12 protein-coding genes and 2 pseudogenes are annotated in these 21,978 nt (G+C 74.8%); 3 read left to right on the plus strand and 11 right to left on the minus strand.

The window, feature by feature from the left end; genetic code table 11:
- Window positions 1-61: 61 nt before the first annotated feature.
- The 5 genes from ABWK59_RS25590 to ABWK59_RS25610 all read right to left on the minus strand — a co-directional run bounded on the left by ABWK59_RS25590 (window position 62) and on the right by ABWK59_RS25610 (window position 12,794).
- On the minus strand, window positions 62-2,017 hold the full coding sequence (locus ABWK59_RS25590; protein ID WP_354642958.1) for a hypothetical protein: 1,956 nt from the start codon (window positions 2,015-2,017) through the stop codon (window positions 62-64).
- Complete coding sequence (locus ABWK59_RS25595; RefSeq protein WP_354642959.1) at window positions 2,014-4,146, minus strand: hypothetical protein; 2,133 nt, start codon at window positions 4,144-4,146, stop codon at window positions 2,014-2,016. The genes ABWK59_RS25590 and ABWK59_RS25595 overlap by 4 nt, the downstream gene beginning before the upstream one ends.
- On the minus strand, window positions 4,143-6,743 hold the full coding sequence (locus ABWK59_RS25600) for a hypothetical protein (protein WP_354642960.1): 2,601 nt from the start codon (window positions 6,741-6,743) through the stop codon (window positions 4,143-4,145). The genes ABWK59_RS25595 and ABWK59_RS25600 overlap by 4 nt, the downstream gene beginning before the upstream one ends.
- A complete protein-coding gene (locus ABWK59_RS25605; protein WP_354642961.1) occupies window positions 6,740-10,339 on the minus strand; it encodes a tubulin-like doman-containing protein in 3,600 nt (1,199 codons plus the stop codon). The genes ABWK59_RS25600 and ABWK59_RS25605 overlap by 4 nt, the downstream gene beginning before the upstream one ends.
- 115 nt (window positions 10,340-10,454) lie before the next feature.
- Complete coding sequence (locus ABWK59_RS25610) at window positions 10,455-12,794, minus strand: VWA domain-containing protein (protein WP_354642962.1); 2,340 nt, start codon at window positions 12,792-12,794, stop codon at window positions 10,455-10,457.
- Between the two features lie 788 nt (window positions 12,795-13,582).
- Between ABWK59_RS25610 and ABWK59_RS25615 the strand changes: the two genes are divergently transcribed.
- A complete protein-coding gene (locus ABWK59_RS25615; protein WP_354642963.1) occupies window positions 13,583-13,984 on the plus strand; it encodes a hypothetical protein in 402 nt (133 codons plus the stop codon).
- Window positions 13,985-14,038: 54 nt separating this feature from the next.
- Here the strand turns inward: ABWK59_RS25615 and ABWK59_RS25620 are convergent, their stop codons facing one another.
- The 5 genes and pseudogenes from ABWK59_RS25620 to ABWK59_RS25640 form a co-directional block, all read right to left on the minus strand.
- On the minus strand, window positions 14,039-15,040 hold the full coding sequence (locus ABWK59_RS25620; RefSeq protein WP_354642964.1) for a TAXI family TRAP transporter solute-binding subunit: 1,002 nt from the start codon (window positions 15,038-15,040) through the stop codon (window positions 14,039-14,041).
- Window positions 15,037-17,103, minus strand: a complete 2,067-nt coding sequence (locus ABWK59_RS25625) for a TRAP transporter permease (protein ID WP_354642965.1) — start codon at window positions 17,101-17,103, stop codon at window positions 15,037-15,039. Before ABWK59_RS25625 ends, ABWK59_RS25620 begins: the two co-directional genes overlap by 4 nt.
- A 598-nt stretch (window positions 17,104-17,701) precedes the next feature.
- Window positions 17,702-18,523, minus strand: a pseudogene (locus tag ABWK59_RS25630) (lyase family protein); the annotation flags it as partial.
- A gap of 106 nt (window positions 18,524-18,629) precedes the next feature.
- A complete protein-coding gene (locus ABWK59_RS25635) occupies window positions 18,630-19,013 on the minus strand; it encodes a CBS domain-containing protein (RefSeq protein ID WP_354642966.1) in 384 nt (127 codons plus the stop codon).
- Between the two features lie 163 nt (window positions 19,014-19,176).
- The gene (locus ABWK59_RS25640; protein WP_030918248.1) at window positions 19,177-19,380 is read right to left on the minus strand and encodes a cold-shock protein; all 204 of its coding nucleotides are present in this window, start codon (window positions 19,378-19,380) and stop codon (window positions 19,177-19,179) included.
- A gap of 504 nt (window positions 19,381-19,884) precedes the next feature.
- Between ABWK59_RS25640 and ABWK59_RS25645 the strand changes: the two genes are divergently transcribed.
- Both ABWK59_RS25645 and ABWK59_RS25650 read left to right on the plus strand, forming a co-directional pair.
- Window positions 19,885-20,106, plus strand: a complete 222-nt coding sequence (locus ABWK59_RS25645; RefSeq protein WP_354642967.1) for a hypothetical protein — start codon at window positions 19,885-19,887, stop codon at window positions 20,104-20,106.
- A gap of 100 nt (window positions 20,107-20,206) precedes the next feature.
- On the plus strand, window positions 20,207-20,569 hold the full coding sequence (locus ABWK59_RS25650; RefSeq protein WP_354642968.1) for a hypothetical protein: 363 nt from the start codon (window positions 20,207-20,209) through the stop codon (window positions 20,567-20,569).
- 357 nt (window positions 20,570-20,926) lie between these two features.
- Here ABWK59_RS25650 and ABWK59_RS25655 read toward each other — a convergent pair.
- Window positions 20,927-21,976 (minus strand): annotated as a pseudogene (locus tag ABWK59_RS25655) (histidinol-phosphate transaminase); the annotation flags it as partial.
- Window positions 21,977-21,978 lie beyond the last annotated feature (2 nt).

The raw sequence follows: 21,978 nt of genomic DNA on the forward strand, positions 1-21,978 counted from the left end.
TCGGCGAACTGCCGAGGCGGGGCTGAGGGTAGAGGGCCGGTGCCGGACGGCCCCGGTGGGGTCAGGTCGCCACGGCGACCAGGAGGATGAGGAGCGCGATCAGGGCGGCCCCGATGCCGAAGACGACGAGGATGTTCCGCGCTTGCTGGTCCTCCGAGGCAGGGGGACTGCCCATCCGCGAGGAAGCGGCGTTTCGGTGGTCGGGCGGGGGCTCGGGCCGGCTGGCGGGTGATCTGGGCACGGTGGGGCCCGGATCGCGGACCGGGGGAGGGGTGGGCTGCTGTCGGGGTGCCCGTGGGGTGGGGTCGGGCGGCGGGTCGTCCTCCCGCTGCCGCCGGGGGGTCGGCTGCGCCGTGGGCATGCCGGCCGGGGGCGCGTAGAGCAGTCGCCGCCAGAGCTCGGGCGGCAGGTCGGGCACCGGGTCCTTCGACTCGGGTGGGGGGACGAGCCGGCGCAGCAGCTTCCGTTCGACCTCGGCGCCCTGGAACAGGAGCACATCGACCAGGGCGGAGAGCGCCCGTTCGTGCCGGGGATCGCGCGCGTACGGGGCGACCGCCCAGGTGAACAGCCAGCCGGCGCGCTGGACGAGGTGGTCGTCGGCGTCACCCCGTTGGCCCGGGCGGGCCTGGCCGGACCGGTAGACGTAGAGCCGCTGTCGCAGCACCTCGGCGCAGAGCAGGTGACTCTCCTCCGGATCGCGCAGGGTCTGGCGGTGGTGGAGCAGGAGGAGCAGACGCCGGGTGGCGGTGTCGGACAGGTCCTCCTCGCGCAGCATCTCCAGCAGCGGTCCGTCACCGATGCCGCCGCTCAGGTCGCGCAGGAGGGGCAGGACCTCCTCGTTCGAACCGGCGTGCCCGAGTGCCTGGCGCACCGCGTGGAGGGAGGGCGACGGTGGCTCGGCGTAGACGCCCTGGCTGTCGAGGTCGAGGTCAGGGTCGATGCCGGAGGCCGGAATCGACGGCGGCTCGGGCCGGTTCGCCGGCTCGCGGGGTGGGTGCTTCGGGCCGGGGTCTGCGACGCTGCCGCGGTCGGTGTCCCGGTCGGTCCGCGCGCCGCCGCCCGGCCTCGGCGGCTCCGCCCGTCCCGGCCGCGGGCGGCTGCCCGAGCCGGCGCCGACGTCGAGGACGCGGGCGAGCCGGCGCAGGCGCTCGTCGGTCGGCAGGGCCGCGGCGTCGTGGAGCATCTTCCCGTTCAGTTCGGGCAGGCCCGCGGCCTGCTTCGGAGGGCGTTCCAGGCAGCGTTCGACCATCCGGGCCGCCAGTTCCTGGGCGAGGTCGGGCTCGGGCCGCCGCGGGTCGACCCGGGATCGCGGTTGCTGGCCGGAGTCGGTCGTCCAGTCGGTGACCCAGGTGACCGTCAGGTCGTGGCGGTCCGTCACGTCGTAGGTCGCGAAGGTCCACGGCTGGGGGAGCCAGCTGTGGCCGAAGATCTCGTGCAGGCCCCGGATCACCGCGGCGGACCGGTTCAGGTCGGGCCAGCCCGGCAGGGCGTCGGCGCGCAGGGACAGCCGGGCCTCCGGGCGGCGCAGCAGGGCCGCGGTCGCGACCGTGAGCGCGTCGGTGACCTCGGCGATCCGGCGCGGCGTGTCGGCCCACGCCTGGGTGGCGGCCTCCCGCAGCAGGTCGTACGGGACCCGGCCGCACCGGTCGGTGGCCTTCTCGGCGAACTGCTGGGTGCTGAACGGCCAGGCGTACAGGGCCAGGGCGAACCGGGGGCCGAGCAGGTCGGGGTGGCCGAGCAGCAGGTGGCAGGCGGTGTTGGGCCGCCCGCCGGCGTCCTTGGTCGGCCAGCGCCTCAGGACGGCGGCCTCGCCGCGCTTGGTGAGGGTGCGGACCAGGCTGGGCCGCACCGCGCCGTCCACCCTGAGCAGCGGGGCGAGTTCGCGGGCGAGGTCGTCGGCCCGCTCCTGGGGGCAGGACCAGGCGGCGGCGGCCATGCCGGATCCGCGGCGGCCCTGGTTGCCCTGCCAGCGGAACACGATCTGGTCGACGGAGTCGTCCGGTCCGGTGGCGCTCATCGGGCCGCCTCCGCGCCGGTGTGGCCGTCGGCCAGGTCGATGATGCCGTGCATCGCGAGCAGCGAGATCAGCGGCTCCAGCACCCGCTGCGCCCGGACGCCGCGCGGGTAGCGGCTGTCCTCCTGCCGGCCGCCGGTGGCGGAGGCGATGTGCAGGGTGCAGTGCAGGGCGGTGTCGAAGGGGCGAAGCCAGGCCTTCCCGGCGTGGCGGTGCAGCAGCGCGTACACGTCGCGGCTCTCCTCGTAGAGCCGTCGGCGGCTCAGGGGGACGGTGCCGGGCTCGGTCAGCCAGCGGTCCACGGGCGGCTCGGAGCGCAGCAGGTCGGCCTTGGCGACCACCACCGCCGACGGGACGGTCAGGTACGGGCCGGTCCGGGGGATGCGGTCCAGGGCGGTGGCGAACGCGGGGTCGCCGTCCCGGTTGACGTGCAGGCCGAGCGCGGTGCGGATCTCGTCGAGCTGGGGCAGGGGCATGGCGAGGGTGGGGTCGACGACGAAGACCAGGGCGTCGATGCCGAGCAGGAAGCGCAGCAGGGCGTCGGTGCGCAGCAGGTCCTCGCCGGCGAGGTCGAAGAAGGCCAGCGGGCGGACCCGGCCGCGGGCGTCGGTGATCAGCAGGGACTCGACGAAGCGGGCGGACTCGCTGTCGCCGAGGCCGGCGGTGTGGGCGATCACGTTGCCGTCGCGCAGCGGTACGACACGGTCGTTGAGGAAGCTGGCGTGCTGCTCCGGGTTGACGGACTGCCAGCTGACGCCGTACGGCTTCAGCCGGTCGTCGGCGATCTCGGCGATCATCTGGGTCAGCAGGTGGCTCTTGCCGGTGTTCGACTGGCCGATCATGGCGACGGTCAGCGGACGCCCGTTGGTCAGGTACGGCACCGGGATGTGGTGCGGGGGCGTCGCCTGGTTGCCCTCGCAGCGCTGGAAGGCGCCGCGCAGCTCGTCGGCGAGCAGCCGGGGGCTCTGGCGGTCGGAGAAGGTGTACGGCTGGAGCTCCTGGACGGCGTCGGGGACGTGGAGCGCGGTCGGGTCGAAGCGGATGTACTCCAGGCAGTAGGGGCAGAGCACGCCTGCCGGGTCGTCGGTGGCGTGCGCTGCCCCGCCCGGGCCGACCGCCGCGCCCGCGACGGCGCCCGCGACGCCGTACCCGTGCGGTGTGCCGTCCGCGCCGGGCCCGCCGGGCGGGTCGCCGCCGGCGGCGCGCTTGAGCGAGACGGTGTGGTCGAACGCGGCGCGGTGCGGGGTGAGGCCGTCGCCGCCGACGGTGCCGCCGGCGGCCGGCCGGTGGTCGGGCGACAGCAGGCCGAGGAGGGCGGCCGGGGTGGGCCGGCCGGCGGCGCGGGCGGCGAACGAGGACCGCATGGTGTGGGCGAGCGAGCGGTGGTCGGCCAGGTCGGCCGGTTCCCGGTCGGGGTCGCCGGCCCGCCCGGTGACCAGGCGGTACATCACCTGGGCGGTACTCCACAGGGCGTCGCGCGGGTCGCTGCGCCCGGTGCCCTCGCGCACCTCGGGCGAGGCGTACGGCGCGGGGCCGCGCGGGGTGCGCGGCCGGCCGGTGTGGGCCACCGCGTCCAGGCCCCACAGCTGGACGGACCGGCCGTCCCAGCGGACGGTCGACGGGGTGATCCCCTGGTGGACGAGGCCGAGTTCGGCGAGGTGGGCGGCGGCGTCGACGAGGTCCCGCTCGATGGTGCGCAGCTGGGTGCTGGCGAGGCCGTGCAGCCGTTCGGCCGGGTTGCCGCGCGGCGGCCGGTAGAGGACGAACGGCTCGGCCACGTCCAGGTCGTAGCCGATCACCACGGGGAAGAGCCGGGCGACCTCGGTGCCCTGGAAGGTGCGGTGGAGCCGCAGGGCGGCCGCCGCCTCGGTGTCGAGGGCGTCGCGGGCGGCCTCGGTGGCCCCGGCCTCGTCGGAGGCGGCGGCCCGGACCTGGACGCACCTGGCGGTGCCGTCGAGCAGCGCGTTGCGCATCCGCGGGGCGCCCCGGGCCGGGCCGGACGGGTCGGGGCCGAACCGCGCGGTGGCGAGCCGGCGCCGCCCGGCGGGGGTCAGGTACGGCAGGTCGACGCCCTTGCGCCGGCCGGGGTCCTCGGCGCTCCGCGGGTGCGGGCCGGACCCGGTGGTGCTCACCACTGCTCCTCCTCCTCCTCGTCGTACGGCGAGACGTGCCGCTGCCGGACCGTCTCGACCACCCCGGTGCGCAGCGCGGTCAGCCGCAGCCGTCCGGCGTAGCGACCGGCCGCCGTCCGCACCTCCCGGCCCTCCTCGACCGGACGGCCCACCGCCGCGCCGCCGGCGGTGCCCTCCCGGGAGGCCTCGGGGGCGAAGCGGATCAGGGCGACCGTGTCGGGGTTGCGGCTGAGCAGGTCCAGCTGCTCGGCCGAGTTCAGTTGCAGCGGGCCCGGGCCGTCCTGGTCGGGGCCGATCGGGTCGGCGACCCGGCGGATGTCCAGGCCGAGCAGCCCGGACGGGCCGCTGCGCACCCGGTGCGGGGCCGCGAACGGCGGGGCGGGCAGGACGTCGTTGCGCCGCAGGTGGTCGCGGGCCACCCCGAGCAGCTCGCGCACCCGCTCGGCGATCCGCTCCTGGGCGGCGTCGCCGGCCTGGCCGCGTTCGACCGCCCCCCAGTACGGCTCCAGGGCGGTCAGCGCGGCGTCCGTCAGGTCGCCGGTCAGGGTCCGCACCAGATCCGGGCCGCCCTTCGCCTCCCCGCGCTCCAGCCAGCGCGGGCCGGCGGTGCCGCCCGTCGCCGTCGCCGTCGCGGTCGGCCTCGCGGTCGCGGGTCCGGTCGGGGCCGGGGTCGGGGCGTCGTGCGTCCAGCCGTCACCGGCGTCGGACGGGACGTCCGTCCAGCCGTAGTCCTCCGGCTCGTCGTACCCGTCCAGGTCGTCCAGGTCGTCCAGGTCGTCCCGGCCGTCCCGGTCATCCCGGCCGTGCCGGTCGTACCCCCAGGACGGGTCCCCGGCCTCCTCGTGGGCGGTGCGGCCGAGCCAGTCGTCCGCGCTCTCCGCGGCGGTCTCGGGCTGCTCGGCGGTGAGGTCGCGGGTGGCCTCCTCCTCGGCGGCGGCCGCGGTGGCCCGCAGCACGCCGACCACGGACAGCGCCGCGTCGGCGCAGTACCGGCGCTCCTCGATCGCCCAGAACTCGCGCAGGGCGCGGGAGAGCAGCTCGTCGAGGCCGTTCAGCTCGTCCTGCAGCGGCGTGATGCCGCGCTCCAGGCCCCACCGCTGCGCGTGGTCGTGCCAGGTGCGCAGCAGCAGCCACCCGCCGAGGCCGAGCCCGACCGGCAGGCCGACCGCGCCGGCCCAGACCGGCAGCCCGGTCGCGGCGGCCGTGGCGGCCACCGCCGTCGCCCCGACGAGGGCGGCCAGGCCGAACCGGCCGGCGTCGGACACCCGGCCCGGGCCGCCGGGCAGCCGGACCACGGCGACCAGGACGCCCAGGGTGAGCAGCAGAGGGACGGCGAGCGCGGCCGGCAGCGCCGGCCAGGTCCACAGCCCGCCGAGCGCGCCGGCGAGCCCGGTCGCGGCCAGCACCCCGGGGCCGGGCGGGTCGGGCGGCAGCGGACGGTCGTGCGGGTCGGCCGCCCGCAGCCCGTCCAGCTCGGCGAGCAGCGGGGCGTTGGACAGCGGCTGCACCTGTTCGGCGAGCAGCGCGAACCGCTGGGCCACCGAGCGCAGCGCCAGCCCCTCCTGGAGCAGCCCGATGGCGAGGCCGCGCAGGCTCTCGCCGATCCGCTCGCCGGTGGTGCTGGGCGGGTCCACGGCGATGCCCAGCCGGGCCAGCCGCGTCCCGGACTCGGCCGCCGACTGCGTCCCGGCGGTGCCGCCGTCGCTGCGCAGCACCTCGGCGACCAGGCCGCCGTACCGGTCGAGCGCCTCCCGGCCCCGGACCAGCGCGGACTCCAGGTCGCGCCGGCCGGCGCCGGTGAGCAGCCCGGCCGGACCGCCGAGGGTGACCAGCTCCCGCTCGGCGTCGGCCAGCGCGCCGACCACCTCGTGGTACGCCCGGGACGCCTCGCCGCCGTCGACCCGCCGCCCGGGGGTGCCGGTGGTGGAGCCGGCGACCAGTCCGGCGAGGGTGGTGGGCAGGTCGCCGCCGGTGAGGGCGGTCGGGCCGACCGTGGCCGGGGTGTGCGAGCCGGCGAAGCGCAGCAGTGCCTCGCTCCAGGCCTGGCCGCGGACCTCCGGGGAGAGGCCGTGCTCCAGCACACGCAGCGCCGGGGCCGCCACCCCGTCGGGCAGCGAGCCGAGCGACTCCAGGGTCTCGTCGAACAGTTCGGGAACGGAGAGGACGTCGACCAGCACCGCCAGGGCCCGCGGGTCGGTGGGCCCGGCCGGGTCGTCGGCGCCGTGCCCGGCCTGGAGGTCGCCGGCCCAGATCAGACCGGCCTCGGGCGCGCGCAGGGTGGCCGGCCGCACCAGCCGGCGCTCCGCCGGGTAGCCCTCGGCGGGGTACGCGGGCAGCCCGCCCACCAGGAGGCAGAGCACCCGCACCCGGCCGGGCGTGCGGTAGCCCATGATCTGCTCGAACCGGGTGCGGTGCCCGTCGAGCCCGGCAGGGGTGTCGACCACCAGGAAACGCTGGTCGTGCGGCTGGGCCAGGCCCTGGGCCGCGAGCCGGGCGGTGACGGCACTCCGCAGCACGGCCGGGTCGTCGCCGGCGAGTTCGTCGGTGCGCAGGTCGAGGTGGACGACCGGCGCGGACAGCGGGAGGGCGGTGCTCACGCGGGCTCACCGTCCCGGCGCTCCGAGCCCGGCAGGTCCGGCTCGGCGGCCGGCCGGCCGGGGCGGTCCCAGTCCCACTCCGAGGTCCGGTCGGTGGAGCGGAGCGTGGACCGGCCGGAGCCGGTCGTCCAGTCCTCCTCGCGCGGCGCCCCGGACCGGTCGCCGAGGCCGTCGAGGCCGTCGCGGTGGCCGCCCCGGTCCTCGGTGCGGCCGGCCGCCGTGGCGCCGTACCCGCCGTAGCCGTCGTCGTACCGCCCCGCGCCGATGCCGCTGCCGGCGGCGCGGCCGTTGCGCTGCTCCGACACCGTCGAGGCCCAGCCGCCGGACCCCCGCCCGTCCGGCCGGTCGGCCGGGCGGGCGGTGCCGAAGTCGTCCTCCTCCCGCACCGCGGGGACCTGGGCGCCGTACCCGCCGAACCCGCTGAACGCGTCGTCCTCGACCTCCTCGGCGGCGCGCGGGGACAGCTCGCCGCGCTGGATGACGTCCAGCAGCGTCTCCAGGTTCGGCTGGACGGCCCGCTGGTCGTTGAACTCCAGCTTCAGCGTGGCCGGCAGGGTCTCCGCCCAGAACTGCCACAGCGGGCGGAACCACCCGTCGACCCGCTCCCCGCCGATCTCCCGGCGGGACTTGAGCATCCGCCGCTGCTGCGGCGCGATCTGCTCGACCAGCCGGACGTACAGCGGGTCCGGCCGGCTCGCGGAGCGGGTCAGTCCGGCCGGGCGGGCCGCCATCAGCCGGCTGCAGTAGTCCTCCACCGTCCGCTCGTCGTCCAGCACCGTCCACCGCTCGTAGGCGCGCAGCAGCTCGGCCCAGCTGGAGACGCCGTTCTGCTGCTCGCCCAGCCGCAGCCGCACGCCCGGCACGTCCACCCCGCGGTCCCTGAACAGCCGCAGCCGGATCAGGTACGGGGAGTCCTCGGGCCCGTCCAGCACGTCCACCTGCCCGTTCCACAGCAGACTGAGCAGCCGGTGCAGGATGAGCCGGCGGTCCGCCTCGGTGGAGACCAGCCAGTCGTCGCGGTGGCCGAGGCGCTGGCGCCAGCGCAGCACGTCCTCGCTCTGCTCGTGCTCCTTCGCCTTCGCCCACTGGCGCAGCATCTTGCGGGCCTCGGGCACCTGGGTGAGGCTCATCTCGCTGCGGAACAGCACCACCGTGATCGACTGCGTCTCGACCCCACGGAACTCCGCCCGGGCGTCCTTCGGCAGCCGCAGCGCCTTCCGCAGGAAGTCCTCCACCTCGTCCACGGACTTCACCCGCGGGTACGTCACCAGGGCCTTCAGCGGCCCGGTGCCCTCCGGGACGAACCCGGCCGGCAGCAGCCCGGCCAGCTTGCGGCCGAACTGCTCCAGCGCCTCCTTGCTGACCTGCTCGGAGTCCTCCGCGCTGCCGGCCGCCGCGGCCAGCAGCACGCCCATCGCGGGCAGCAGCGGACGCTCCTCCAGCTGCTCCCCGCTCTCCGCGAACAGCCGCTTGACGCCCGCCTCCACGGCCGCCTTGACCTCGCCGACCGCGCTGCCGGGGTTGCGCCGGCTGAGCGTGTTGGCGGAGCGCCACTCGTCGCCGTCGACCAGCCGCATCAGCAGGGCCGCCTCGTCCTCGGTCTCGGGCAGGCCCTCGCGTGCGGTGAGCCGGGCGACCAGGTCGTCGTAGAAGTGCCCCAGGTCGCGCTGCGGCGGCAGCAGGTACGAGACGCCGGTGCGGTCCTCGTAGAGCGTCTGGGACTGCTCGGCGAACGCCCGCGGCTCGTCCTTGGCGTGGTTGCGGAAGGCCGCGGCGAGCCGGGCGACCTCGGTGTCCAGCGCCCGGGCGGTCGGCTCCCAGCGCTGCTGCTGGCTCTTCCAGCCCTCGTGCCACAGCTGCCGGCTGCGCCAGCGGTACCAGGCGTCCTGGGCGCGCAGCACGGCCTGGACGTCCTCGTCGCCCCAGCGCGGCTGGGCGAGGCCGCCCATCCGGCGCCGGATCCGGGGGACGGACGGCGGCTGCTCGTGGGTGCCGGGCGGCAGCGGGGGCGTGTGGGTGCGCTGGTCGAGCATGCCGAGGAAGCCCAGGCGGGCGAGGTCGTTGGCGTTCTGCGGCTCGCCCCGCACGATCCGCTGCACGGTGAACGGGTCGACGACCGCCAGCAGCCGGTCGACGGCCCGGCGCGGCGCGAAGTCCTTGGCCATCTCGGCCGTTCTGGCCGCCACCTGCCGGGCCAGGTTGGCGAGTTCGGACTGCATGTCGACGAGCCGGGCGGCCAGCCCCGCCTCGATGGCCGAGCTGCCGCGCGGCTCGGGGGCCGGCGGCTGGATCTCCAGGACGGGCCGCAGCAGCAGCTCCTCCAGCCCGGAGTCGACGAACATCTGCTTCACCAGGTCGTCGGCGTTGCGGACCGGGCGGTTGGCGCGGTCGTCGAGCCGGTCGACGGAGGCGCGCAGGATGCGTCCGGAGACCAGCGAGGCCAACTCGTCCACCGGCGCGGTCATCGAGGCGACCAGGCTGGTGGAGACCCCGCGCCGGCCGATGCCGGAGGGGGCGACGGCGGCCCGCTGCACGCCGCGGTTGATGAAGCTCGCGGCGAAGGTCTGGTAGTCGTCGTCGGCCCGGGTGCGGGCGGCGCGGCCGTCGCCCAGCTCGGTGCCGATGAGCGACATCACCAGCGACACCATGGAGCGGCGCAGGTCGTCCGGGCGGATGCCGGCGGTGCGGTTGAACAGGAAGGCGGTCGGCAGGATCCCGGTCCGCAGGCGGATCGGGGCGGTGTGCGGGTAGCGGATGCGCAGCGTCAGGTCCTCGTCGAGGTCGCCGAGTTCGGCCCCCTCGACCGGCGCGTTCTGCTCGTCCACCAGGCGGAAGAGGTCGACCAGGGCGCGGGCCGAGTTGAGCTCCGCCTCCCGGCCGCCGCCGCTCGCCGCCGGGAACGCGGAGGGCATCACGACCAGCGGGTAGATCTTGACGCCGTCGAAGCCCTTCTCCCGGAAGGCGTGGTTGATCAGGTAGAGGTAGTCCAGGAAGATGCCGGCGCCGGTGCCGCCGGCGACGGAGAACGCCACGAAGACGTCGCAACCGGAGACCGGGCCGCCGCCGAGCTGGCTGAGCATCCCGCCGGAGCGGGCCAGTGCGTCGATGGCCTGCATCAGCGGTTCCAGCACCGGGTCCAGGCCGCCGCGGAGGGTGCCGAACAGGCCCGCCCGGCCGACGGTCGGCAGCTGGCCGGCGCCGTTCTTCAGCGGCGTGACCCGGGGCTCGTTCTGCCGTGGCGGCAGCCACGGGGCGGTCTCCTCGGGCAGGCTGGCCCGGAGCATCTTGGTGACGTCCGGCGAGCTGTCGAAGTTCGGCAGCAGGTCGTGGGTGGAGCGCGAGGTGCGGCTGAACGCGGGGCGCAGCGCCGGGGCGGCGGTGGCGTGCGGCAGTCTCGCCAGGTCGGTCTCGCTGAAGTCGGCGTAGACGAACTGCAGGCAGTCCGGCAGCTGGTAGGGGGCCATGGCGCCGAGGCCGGTCAGGGCCGTGCCGTCCGGTCCGCAGAGCTCGGCGCGCAGCCGCCGGTCGAGTTCCGCGCCGACCAGGCCGCCGGTGCCGCCCAGACCGACGAACAGCATCGGCTGGAAGATCTTCATGGGTTCCGCCTCCATCGGGCCGCGCGGCGCGGCCGGCTCGGGTGTCGGGTGTCGGATGTCGGGGTTCGGGTGGGACGAGGGGGAGGCTGGCCGCCGGGGTGGGCGGCGGCCCGGGTCACAGCAGGTCGTTCGGCGGGGTGATCCGCTCCTGCGGGAGGGGACGGCCGCCGGCCCGCGGCGGCGGCGTGGTCGGGCGGCGGCCCGCGCCGAGCATCAGGTTCAAGCCGTCGGAGAGCGGCACCGGAGAGCCCGCGACCAGCCGGGTCAGCGGTCGGCGGCGGAGCTCCAGCAGGGCGCCGCCGTCCTGGCTCCGCTGCACCCGGTACGTCCCGCCGAGCCGGCGGACCAGCCGCGGGTGCGGGCCGCCGACGCCGTCGACCTCGAACTCGTACCAGCCGCCGGACCCGGCGGAGGCGGTGTGCTTCCCGAGCTCGCGACCACGGTCGTCCAGCAGGATCAACTGCAGTCCGGCCGGGGAGCGCCTCAGGTTTTTGATCCGGAACCGGACCAGCAGCGCCAGCACGGCGACCGCCACGAGGGCGCCGAGCAGCAGCAGCGCCCACCACCACCGCTCCAGGAAGGTCGGCGGAGGGGTGACGGCGACGGACAGCTCCTGCTCGACGACGATCCGGTCGGCGCCGGAGGTGTCGGAGGTGTCGGAGACGGAGACCTTGCCGCCCACGGTGACGCCGTCGCGGCCGAGCAGCCGGCCGAACGCCCTGCTGTCGCCGGCGGTCAGCGTGACCTCGACGGTGCGGGACTCCTTGGGCGCCAGCGTGATCGAGTCCGGCGCCAGCGTCAGCAGGCCGGGGGCGACGTCGGTGACGGTCGCGCGCAGGCTGTGCGGCGCCGTGTCGTCGTTGCGCAGGGTCAGGGTGCCCCTGAGCGCCTCCCCGGGGTGGACGCGCCGGTCGCCGTCCAGCGAGAAGGCCGCGGTGACCAGGGGCACCGCGGGGGAGACCACCGAGTTGAACGGGCGGTTCTGGTCGGCGGCGAGGCCCGAGGCCGTCAGCGTGCTGGAGGCCGTGATCCGGCCGGTGACGCCGGCGGGGACGGTGACGGTACCGGTGAACGCGGCGTCTCCGGCCCTGGCGTCCGGGGCCGCGCCGTCGTCGGCCAGCGTGATCGGGATCGCCGGGAAGCCCTCGCCCTCCAGGACGGAGGTGACGGCGAGGTCCTTGAGGTCCTCGCGGTCGGTGATCTCCAAGCCCTTGCGGGTCTGCAGCCTGACCGTCACCGCGGCCTTCTCGCCGGCCCGCGGCGAGGGCGGGTTCAGCGTGATCGAGCTGTTCAGGGCACCCCGCCAGAGCACGCTGACGCTGGCCACCTGCGACCGGTGGCCCTCGGGGGCGTCCAGGTGGATCCGCCACGGGCCCGGCATCGGGTCGGTGATGCGCAGCGACTCGACGGCCTTGTCCCGCCCGGAGAACTCGAAGGACGAGTCCGGGTCGGACCCGGGACCGGTGATCTGCCGCCCGCTGGGGTCGAAGTAGGTCGCGGTCACGAGCGGGTCGCCCTTGTCGACCACGATGCTGCCGACGGTGGCCAGCGGGGAGATCCGCACCTGGAGGTCGACCGGCGGGCGACCGGTCTGCACATCCCCGGTCCGCAGGCAGTGGGCGGCGGCGAAGGCTGCCTCCAGGGCGGTGCCGACCTCGCCCGAGTCCTTCACCACCGAGGCCCGGGGCCGGGCGCCGGGGAGGCTGACGCAGCCCTCCTGGAACCCGCCGGCGGCCATCCGGTCCAGGGCGGCCCGGTCGGGTTCCGTGCCGAAGCCGAGCGGCCAGACCTGGATGCCGGCGGACTTGGCGGCGGCCAGCGCCCCGGCCAGCGCCTCCTCCCCGGCGGCCACCCGGTGGCCCGGATCGCCGTACGAGGGGCTGTCCTTGACGTCCAGTTTGCCGTCGGTGAGGACGAACAGCACCCGTGGGACGGCGGGGTCGGTGGCGGTGAGGCGGCTGACGGCCTGGAGGATGGCGGCGGGGAAGTCGGTGCCCTGGCCCTCGGCGGGGGTCCGGCTGTGCAGCTGGGCGGCGCAGGCGCCGATCCGCTCGCGGCCGACCGCGTCCAGGACGGTCGGCGGGCAGACCTCGTCCACCGGGTGCTGCCCCGGCTGGTCCGCGCTGGCGAAGCCGAGGATGCCGACCGTCGAGGCGTGGTGGACCTCGCCGAGGGCGATCCGGACGGCGGCGGCGCGCTCCCGTTCGAGGTCGGCGGGTTGCAGGCTGCCGGACTCGTCGACGGCCACGGCGTAGTTGACCGGGCCGATCTCGGACGCCGGTCTTCCGGACGTGGGCGGCGGGTCGTCGGCGACGGCCGGACCGGCGGGCAGGCCCGTGGTCAGCAGGGCGGCCGCCGCGAGGACGGCCGCGGCTCGCCCGAGGCCGCGCCGCGGCCGCCGGGTCGCGGCCGTCGCGGCGCGGCCGCGGGTGGGCGCGAGGGGCAGGTGGAGCACCGTCATCTCCTCCGGATCAGGGTGCGGGGTCCCGGCCGACCGGCGTGGCCGGCCGGGAGGCGGCGGATGGTGGGGGCGGGCCGGGCGCGCTCAGGCGAGCGGTACCCCGGCGGTGGTGCGGACGGCGCCGGGCGGCAGACACCCGGCGCCCGGGCGGAACCCGTCCCCGGGGATCACCGGGGCCCCGACCACGCCCGGGCCAGGGGCCGGAGCCGGCGGGACGTGCTTCGCGGTGAGGACTTCGCGATCGTGGGCCGTGAGTTTTCGGGCGAACGGCAGGTCGCCGCCGAGCAGGCCCATGCCACCCCCCTGGTGATCACCGACGGCCCTGATCCGGTCTGACGTGGGGAGATCGTAGACCCACGGGAAGTGGATTTCGGCCAGATTTCTCACAAAGGAAGTGATGTGGTAAACGAGGGGCGCATGAGGCCCGTGGGGCTTCTCCACCCTGACCCGTCGAGCTTTCGTCAGGTTGGTGAACTCGCAGGTCAGCGTAGGTTTTCTGGCAGGCTTCGGCTCATTTCGGACGCGATTCGGACATCGATTTGCAGGTGTTGGCAGTGCACCTGTGAAATGCGCCGGCGTGCGCCCAGCGTGCGAAATGCCCGGGAGTCATTCGGGCGGGTCCGTGAAATTGTCGTGGGGGTCGCGGTGCGACCGGGCGAGTGGGGCCGCCCACCCCGGTGCGGTGGCAATCCTTCGGTGCCGACCGTCATCCCTTTCCGCCGTGGCCTGCCTAGGTTCGCTGGACGGAGGGATTGGTCATCCATGGGTGAGGAGACGGCGGGATGGCGCTGCGGAGGTCGACGACGGTGGAACAGATCGCGCAGGCGGTCCTGGCCGCGGATCCGCTGGACGAGCCGGTGGTGTCGTTCGGGGTGTTCCCGGGGCGGCATCCCTGGCTGTCGACGCTGGCGGGGACCGGGTTCGACGCGGACGCATGGTTCGTGTCGCTCACCGAGCGGTCGGTGGTGTTCCACGAGGTGGAGTTCTTCCGGTACCGGCCGGGGAAGTTGGCGTACAGCATGCCGCGGGCGGATGCGCGCAAGCGGCTGAGCGGGGTGCGGCGGAGGCTGTTGCTGACCTCGTTCGACATCGTGCTGCCGCTGGAGACGGAGCCGACGCGGTTGAACGTCCGCTGGGCCTGGCGGTCGGAACTGAACCGGTTCCTCAGGGAGTTGTCGGCGTGAAACGGAGTCGGCACCCCGGCGCTCAGGCGCGCCGGGGTGCCGTCGTGTCCGCTGCTACCGGACGGTGGCGCCGTGCTCGGTGAGGGCGGTGCGGGCACCCGGGTTGAGCGGGACGGGCCCGGTCTGGCCGGCGGTGGCGGGGGAGATCTCCTTGGCGGAGGCGTTGGCCTGGGCGAGCTCGGCCTGGCGGTCGAAGAGCAGGCCGGTGACCTTACGGGCCAGTTCGGGGTCGAAACCCTTCTTCACCAGCAGCACGTTGGGCACGATCACGGCCGGGACGTCCGCCGGCTGCTGGTACACCGCCGCCGGGAGCGTCCCCGGCTGGTACACCTCGCCGTACGTCTTCTGCAGGGACCCCAGCAGCGGGGTGACGTCGAGCAGCCGCACCTTGCCCTTGAGGCTGGTGGTCAGGTCGGTGATCCCCGCCGTGGGCAGGCCGCCCGACCAGAACAGCGCGTCCACGGTGCCGTCCTTCATGGCGTCGACCGTCTCCGGCAGGCCGAGCCGCTGGGCCTTCACGTCCTTGTCGGCGTCCAGGCCGGCCGCCTTCAGCAGCCGCCGGGCGATGACCTCGGTGCCCGACCCCGGGGAGCCGGTGGAGATCCGCTTGCCCTTCATCTCCGCCACCGAGGTGATCCCCGAGTCGGCCCGGACCAGCACCTGGGTGTAGTTCGGGTAGAGCCGGGCCAGGGCCTCCACCGGCTGCGGCGAGGAGAACGACTCCGTACCGGCGACCGCGTCGTTGGCGGTGTCCAGCAGGGCGAACCCGAGGTCGTAGGTGCCGGCGACGATGCCCTGCACGTTCTGCACCGAGGCGCCGGTGGCGGTGGCGGTCGCCCGGTAGCCCTCGACGTGGTCCGAGATCTGCTGGGCCAGGCTGCCGCCCAGCTGGTAGTAGACGCCGGTGGTGTTGCCGGTCGCGATGGTCAGCCGTCCGCCGTTGGCCGGGTGGCCGCCCTCGGCGGCGCCGCCGGCCTGCCGCCCGCCGCAGGCGGTGGCGGCGAGGACCAGGGTGAGGGCGGCGGCCACGCGGACGGCGCGCGGGAGGTGCTTCATGAGGGTGAACTGCCCTTCGTGGTAGGGAGGTTGTCGGTGGCGGCGGTGCCGGGGTCGGCTGCCCGGGACCGCCGGTGGGCCGCTCGGCGGCGCAGCAGGTGGGCGGCGAGGGCGGCCGCGAGCAGGGCCGCGCCCGCCGCGATGGAGACGGGTTCGAGGTAGAGCAGGAGCAGCGCAGCGCCGCCGCAGAGCGCCCGCTCGGGCGGCGAGGCCGGGCCCAGCAGCCAGCCGCCGGTGGTCGCGGCCAGGGCGGCCACCGCCACCGCGGAGACCGCGGTGGTCCAGGCGACCGCGGTGAACGGGCCCTCGCCCAGCAGGTGGGCGCCGTTGTCGGTGAGGACGAAGGCGAACGGCACGAGGAAGGCGGGCAGCGCGTACTTCCAGGTCGCCGTCATGGTGCGCAGAGGGCTGCCCCCGGTGATGGCGGCCGCGGCCGCCGCGGCCAGGGCGGTCGGCGGGGTCACCTCGGACAGCACGGCGTAGTAGAAGACGAACATGTAGGTCTCGGGCGTGGAGACGCCGAGGGCGATCATGGCCGGGGCGATGATCACCGCGGAGATGATGAACGACGCCGTCACCGGCACCGCCAGCCCGAGCACGGAGACCGACACCGCGGCGAGCAGGGAGGTCAGGCAGAGCTTCACCGTCGGGTCGTCGCCGAACGCCCCGGCGGCCTCCACGATGACTGTGGCCAGGTTGAGCCCGAGGCCGGTCTGGGTGACCACCGCGACCACGATCCCGGCCGCCGCGCAGGTGGCCACCACCGGCAGCACCGACCGGCTGCCCTCCGCGAGCGCCGCGTAGAGCCGGCGCGGGGTGAGCCGGTGCTCCGGGTCGAGGAACGAGAGCGCGAACTGCAGCACCGTCGCGCCCACCACCGCCTTGAACGGCGGCAGGCCGGCTGCCATGAAGCCGATGATCAGGAACAGCGAGAGGAAGTGGTAGCCGAACCGGGCCAGCAGGCGCAGCGCCGACTTCCGCCCGCCCTCGACCACCCGGGTCGGCGACCGGCGGGAGTCGATCTCGACGGCGAGCAGGATGCCCAGGTAGTACAACACCGTGGGGACCGTGGCGTAGACCAGCACGGTGAGGTAGCTGGTCCGCAGGTACTCGGCGATGACGAAGGCCGCGGCGCCCAGGGTGGGCGGCGAGAGGATCGCGCCGATCCCGGCGGCGGCGAGGATCCCGCCGCCCTGCTCCCGGCTGTAGCCGGCGCGGCGCAGCAGCGGCCAGCCGACCGCGCCCAGGCTCACCGCGGTCGCGGCACCCGACCCGGACACCGTCCCGAGCAGGAAGCCCGCCGCGGTCACGGTACGGCCGGGCGCGCTGCGGGAGCCGCGGAAGGCGGCGAAGGACAGCTCGATGAAGAACGCGCCGGCACCCGACAGATCGAGCACCGCGCCGTAGATCGTGAACAGCACGATGTACGTGGCCGCGACGCCCAGCGGTACCCCGTAGAAGCCCTCGGTGCCCATGAAGAGGTTGGCCACGATGGCGTCCAGGTCGAACCCGGCGTGCGCCAGCGACCACTGGTAGGGCAGCAGCCCGCCGTAGTAGGCGTACAGGAGGAAGCCGACGCAGAAGGCGGGCAGCACCCAGCCGGTGGTCCGCCGGCAGGCCTCCAGGACCAGGAGCAGCAGCAGGAGTCCGGCCACCGTGTCCGGGACGGTGGGGAGTTGGCGCCGTTCGAGGAAGCCGTCGAAGTCGAGCAGCGGGTAGAGGCAGACGGCCAGGGCGACGACGGCGAGCAGCCAGTCGAGCGGGCCCGGGTCGTCGCCCCTCCCGTCGCCCCCGGTGCGGCCCCCGGTGGTGCGGCGGGCGGGGCGCAGGGTGCCGCGGTGGGTGAGGAAGCAGAGCGGGAGCGCCGCCGCGAGGAAGACCGTGAGGAAGAACTGGGTGCCCCGGGCCGGAGGCTGGAAGACCGTCAGCAGGACGAACGCCGACAGGGCCGCGCAGGCGGCCGACACCACGGCGAGGATCCGCGGGGAGAGCCGGCGCATCGGCCGCTCCTGGTCGTACTCGGCGACCAGGTCCTCGACGGTCGGCCGATTCTCGGCGGTCACCGGATCCCCGGCGGTCGGCCGTTCCGGGCCAGCCGGATGCTCCGGGTCGGGCGCCGGTACGGCCGCGGTCACGCCGTCCGCCTTGCCGGGCGCGGCCCGGTCGTCCGGGTCCCGGAGATCGCGCGGGCGTCGTCGGGGTTCCGCTCGTGAAGGGCGCGCAACGGCCGTGGTCCTGTTCTCTCGGGGATCCCGGACAGGACGGGCGGGATTCCGCGCAGGTCCGGGTGCGGCACCAGACCATCAGTCGGTGATTGCGCCGGGCAAGAGAGCGAAACCGGACGGCCGTGAATGTGTCGGCTCGCGGTCGATGTCTTTTCGGTGGCCGGGAGTAAGGGTGTCGGCGGGTGGTACGGGAGCGGCCGAGAACGTGGTGCGGTGCGGCGGGTGACCACGCCGTCGCGGAGCCGCCGGCCGAGGTTGCGAGCTGGGCGGCAGCTCCTGCGGGTCGCTGCGACAGACGCGGCGGCGGGATCGGATGAGCCGTGGGTGCGATCGGGCGGGGTCACCGGTCCCGGGGGCCGGAGTCGGGTGGCGCCGGCTCCGCGCACACCGGCTTCCCCACACCGCAGGTCGTGTCGTCAGGCCACGGGCGCACCCTGCCGGCGATGACTTCGGGCCGCAGCAGGGCGGTGAGCGTCTCGGTCGGGAGCAGCCCCTTCTCCAGGACGAGTTCGGCCACGCCCCGGCCGCTGGCGAGGGCTTCCTTGGCGATGCCGGTGGCGGCCGTGTACCCGATGTGCGGGTTCAGGGCGGTCACCAGGCCGATGGAGTTCTCGACGGTCGCGCGCAGGGCCTCGGTGTTGGCGGTGATGCCGACGACGCAGCGCTCGGCGAGGGTGAGGCAGGCGGCGCGCAGGTGGGTGATGGACTCCGACAGCGAGTGCAGGATGATCGGCTCGAAGGCGTTGAGCTGGAGCTGTCCGGCCTCGGCGGCCATGGTGATGGCGACGTCGTTGCCGATCACCTCGAAGGCGACCTGGTTGACGACCTCCGGAATCACCGGGTTGACCTTGCCGGGCATGATGCTCGAACCCGCCTGGACCGGCGGGAGGTTGATCTCACCGAGGCCCGCTCGCGGCCCGGAGGACAGCAGGCGCAGGTCGTTGCAGGTCTTGGACAGCTTGACGGCGATGCGCTTGAGCACACCGGACATCTGGACGAACGCGCCGCAGTCCTGGGTGGCCTTGACCAGGTTGGCCGCTGTGACCAGGGGCATCCCGGTGATGTCCGCGAGGTGGCGGCGGGCAGCCTCCGCGTATCCGGCGGGGGCGTTGAGGCCGGTGCCGATCGCGGTCGCGCCGAGGTTGATCTCGTGGATCAGCTCGACGGCCTCCGCGAGCCGGCTGCGGTCCTCGTCGAGCATGACGGCGAAGGCGGAGAACTCCTGGCCGAGCGTCATCGGCACGGCGTCCTGCAGCCGGCCGGGGGCCGACGGGCCCGGGTGGGTGCGAGCGCGTGCGCCGCCGCCCTGCGGTCAGGCGCCGCCGCCCCGGGCGGGGCACGGCCGTCTCGCGGCCGGATTGCGCTCAGCGGGCCGGCGGGCCGGAATCCTGCCTCGGCCGGGTGCTGGCGGTCCTGTCCTGGAATCCGAGCAGGCCGATGACGTGGCCGTCGTGGTCCACCACCGGCCACACGTCCAGGCCGCGGGAGCGCATGGCGGCGGCCGCCGCGGTGGCGGGCATGTCGGCGCTGGCGAACGGGGCGCGGTCGAGGGCGATGTCGCGCACCGGGGTGCGCTCGGTGTGCCAGGACCTGGCCTGGAACGGCGCGAGGCGCAGGCGGGTCGGCGGTCCGGCGCAACGGCCGTCGTCGTCGCGGACGAGCGGGTGGCAGGTGCCGGAGCTCCGCGGGATGTCTATCGCGGTGTCGACCACGACATCGTCGCCGATCTGCAGCTCCGGGTGTTTCACGAGGTCGCCGACCGTGGCGGTGGCTGCGGGGTGTGGCCGCCGGTGGCGGAGCGAGGGGGCCTCGACGGCCGGGGATGCGTCATGGTGCAACGCCGAGGGGCCCGCACCGGGCATGTGCGCGGTGCGGGCCCCTCGCTGCCGGGCGGGTGCCGTGGCAGAAGAACTACAGCGGGCGAATGTTCTCGGCCTGCGGGCCCTTCTGGCCCTGCGTGACGTCGAACTCGACCTTCTGGCCCTCGAGCAGCTCACGGAAGCCGTTGGCGTTGATGTTCGAGTAGTGGGCGAAGACGTCCGGGCCGCCACCCTCCTGCTCGATGAAGCCGAAGCCCTTCTCCGCGTTGAACCACTTCACAGTGCCATTAGCCATAAAGAAATCTCCTTCAAGGGGCTGTCCGAAGCACGCACAATGCGGGCTTCGAGTCGCCGCGATGAGCACCCACCCGGGGAAGAGCCGGGAAACAAAAATGCGCCTGCGAATACATCAGCAGGCGCACACAAAGTTCATGGGAATCACTACTGCAACTAAAACGACTCTAGCAGGCCCAGGCCCGTCACGGGTGGATATTCCACCCCCAGTCTCAAGGAAGCCTCCCACGGGGCTGCCGGCCCCGAGCCGCCACGATCATCAACGGGCCTTGAGGGCAAGCCGGTTGGCATGCCGTGCACCTTCCGTGTCGGCGTTCCCCGGAAGCGAGGCTCCTGCGGGCGCGGCGCGTCCGCCCTCGCCGGGGGCGGCCCTGCGCAGTCGGCGCCCCGGGCCGCCGCCACATCCCCGCGGGGGGCTGTTCGGCACGCGCGGCGTTCCGGCCCCGGTGAACCCGAATGCTTCAGAAAGGCCCACCCTCGCGCGCTGTGGCGCATACTGCAGGGGATGAAAAAATCTGCAGCAGTCCGCCGCCACCTGCCCACCAGCCCCTTCAAGGCCCGGATTGAAGCACCACCCAAGCACTTCGCCGTCGGCGACCGCGTCACCCACGACACGTACGGCCTCGGCCGGGCCATCGGCGTCGAAGGCGACATCGCGGTACTCGTCGACTTCGGATCGCGACAGGAACGCATCACCCAGCCGTACACCGCGATGTTCAAGCTCTGATCCCGGCGCCGGCCGCGTGGCCGGCGACATGCTCGCGGCTGCCACGGTCGCGGTCCCGGGAAGGGCGGAGGGCTACGGGCCGTGTCCTAGTCTGGGAAGCATGCCGAACCCTGACGGGTTGCTCGTCGACATCGCCGCGATGGTCGAGTCCGAGCACAACAACCAGATGTCCTTGACCGTGGTGGTTCCAGGCGCGGTGATCACGGGCAGGCTCGCGCCGGTGGCCCTGTGGTGGGAGCGGGTGGCGGAGGTCCTCCAGGCCTCGGATCACCTGAAGCCGTTCGCCGCGCTCTTCGCCCCACCCGCCGACCACCCGCCCGCACGGCCCTCCCACCTCCACCTCCACCGGGCGAAGATCCTTCAGGGAGACTTCGCACTGCCTCACACCGGCGGCATGTACCGCATCGCCATCGAGGACATCAGCGCCTGGACGGTCGGGGACCTCAGCTACTCCGACAGGTGACGGGCTCGGCAGGCCGAGGGACCGCCCGGCTTCGCCTCCCACGTCTCGGGTCCCTCGGGCCGGGGCGGCGGGCGGTCCGACCTTATCGGCGGACCTGCGGCCGAGCCTTGCGCCGCCGAGGAGGAGTGCCATCGCGGACAGGACGATGCCGGGGATGAGCATCCACAGCGGCCCTCGGCGGAGGTACGTACCCGGCGCCGTCCCCGAGAGGGCCGCTTCGACGGCCTGGCGGACGTCGCGGCCGTGATCGACGAACAGCGGGCTCTCCGTCCGCCATGGCGGCTCCTCGATCGAAGGCCGGGTGGGCAAGGCGAAGGGCCGGAGGCATTGCCTCCGGCCCTTCCTGCGCGGCGTCGGCTACGCCGTCGCGGCGTCGCCGGCACGGGTGGCGTGGGTGTGAGCGGTGAGCCAGGCGGCCGTGGTGGCGAGGGCGGCGTCGTTGGCGTGCGGTTCCGCGACGGTGATCCGGACGCCCTCGCCCGGGAAGACCTTGACGGTGATCCCGGCGCGCTCGCAGGCCGCGGCGAAGGCGGCGGTGCGGTCGCCGAGCCGGAGCCAGACGAAGTTGGCCTGGGAGTCGGGCAGGTCCCAGCCCTGGCCGCGGAGCTGCTGCTGGACGCGGGTGCGTTCGGCGACGAGGGCGGTGACCCGGCGGCGGAGTTCGGCGCCCGAGGCGAGGGACTCGACGGCGGCGTCCTGGGCGATCCGGCTGACGCCGAAGGGCAGCGCGGCGGCCCGGGCCGGGGCCGCGACCGGGCCGTGCGCCACGGCGAAGCCGACGCGCAGGCCGGCCAGGCCGTACGCCTTGGAGAAGGTGCGCAGGACGACGAGGTTGGGGCGGGTGCGGTACAGGTCGATGCCGTCCGGGACGGCCTCGTCGGTGACGAACTCCCGGTACGCCTCGTCCAGGACGACCAGGGTGGCGGCCGGTACGGCGTCCAGGAAGCGGAGCAGGTCGGTGCGGCGCACCGCCGTGCCGGTGGGGTTGTTGGGGTTGCAGACGAAGACCACCTTGGTGCGCGGGGTGATCGCGGCGAGCATGGCGTCCAGGTCGTGGTCCTCGCCGGAGGTCAGCGGGACGGCGACCGGGGTGGCTCCGGCAGCCTCGGCGGCCTCGGGGTAGGCCTCGAAGGAGCGCCAGGCGAAGAGGACCTCGTCACCCGGACCGGCGACGGCGCGGACCAGCTGGAAGAGCACGCCCACCGAGCCCGGGCCGACCACCACGTGCTCGGCGGGGACGTCCAGGTGGTCGGCGAGGGCCGTCACCAGGTGCGTGGAGTCCCAGTCGGGGTAGCGGTTGAGGGTCCGCAGGGCGGCGCCGGCCCGCTCCAGCACGCCCGGCAGCGGCGGGTACGGGTTCTCGTTCGCCGACAGCCGGTAGGTGGTGACCGGGGCGGTGCTCATAGGAG

Source organism: Kitasatospora sp. HUAS MG31 (assembly GCF_040571325.1).
GTDB classification, from domain to species: domain Bacteria; phylum Actinomycetota; class Actinomycetes; order Streptomycetales; family Streptomycetaceae; genus Kitasatospora; species Kitasatospora camelliae.

Coding starts and splice junctions, on each gene's coding strand:
- ABWK59_RS25640 (WP_030918248.1), bottom strand. CDS start 19,380: ATGGCTAATGGCACTGTGAAGTGGTTCAACGCGGAGAAGGGCTTCGGC.
- ABWK59_RS25620 (WP_354642964.1), bottom strand. CDS start 15,040: ATGAAGCACCTCCCGCGCGCCGTCCGCGTGGCCGCCGCCCTCACCCTG.
- ABWK59_RS25645 (WP_354642967.1), top strand. CDS start 19,885: ATGAAAAAATCTGCAGCAGTCCGCCGCCACCTGCCCACCAGCCCCTTC.
- ABWK59_RS25615 (WP_354642963.1), top strand. CDS start 13,583: ATGGCGCTGCGGAGGTCGACGACGGTGGAACAGATCGCGCAGGCGGTC.
- ABWK59_RS25650 (WP_354642968.1), top strand. CDS start 20,207: ATGCCGAACCCTGACGGGTTGCTCGTCGACATCGCCGCGATGGTCGAG.
- ABWK59_RS25605 (WP_354642961.1), bottom strand. CDS start 10,339: ATGAAGATCTTCCAGCCGATGCTGTTCGTCGGTCTGGGCGGCACCGGC.
- ABWK59_RS25590 (WP_354642958.1), bottom strand. CDS start 2,017: ATGAGCGCCACCGGACCGGACGACTCCGTCGACCAGATCGTGTTCCGC.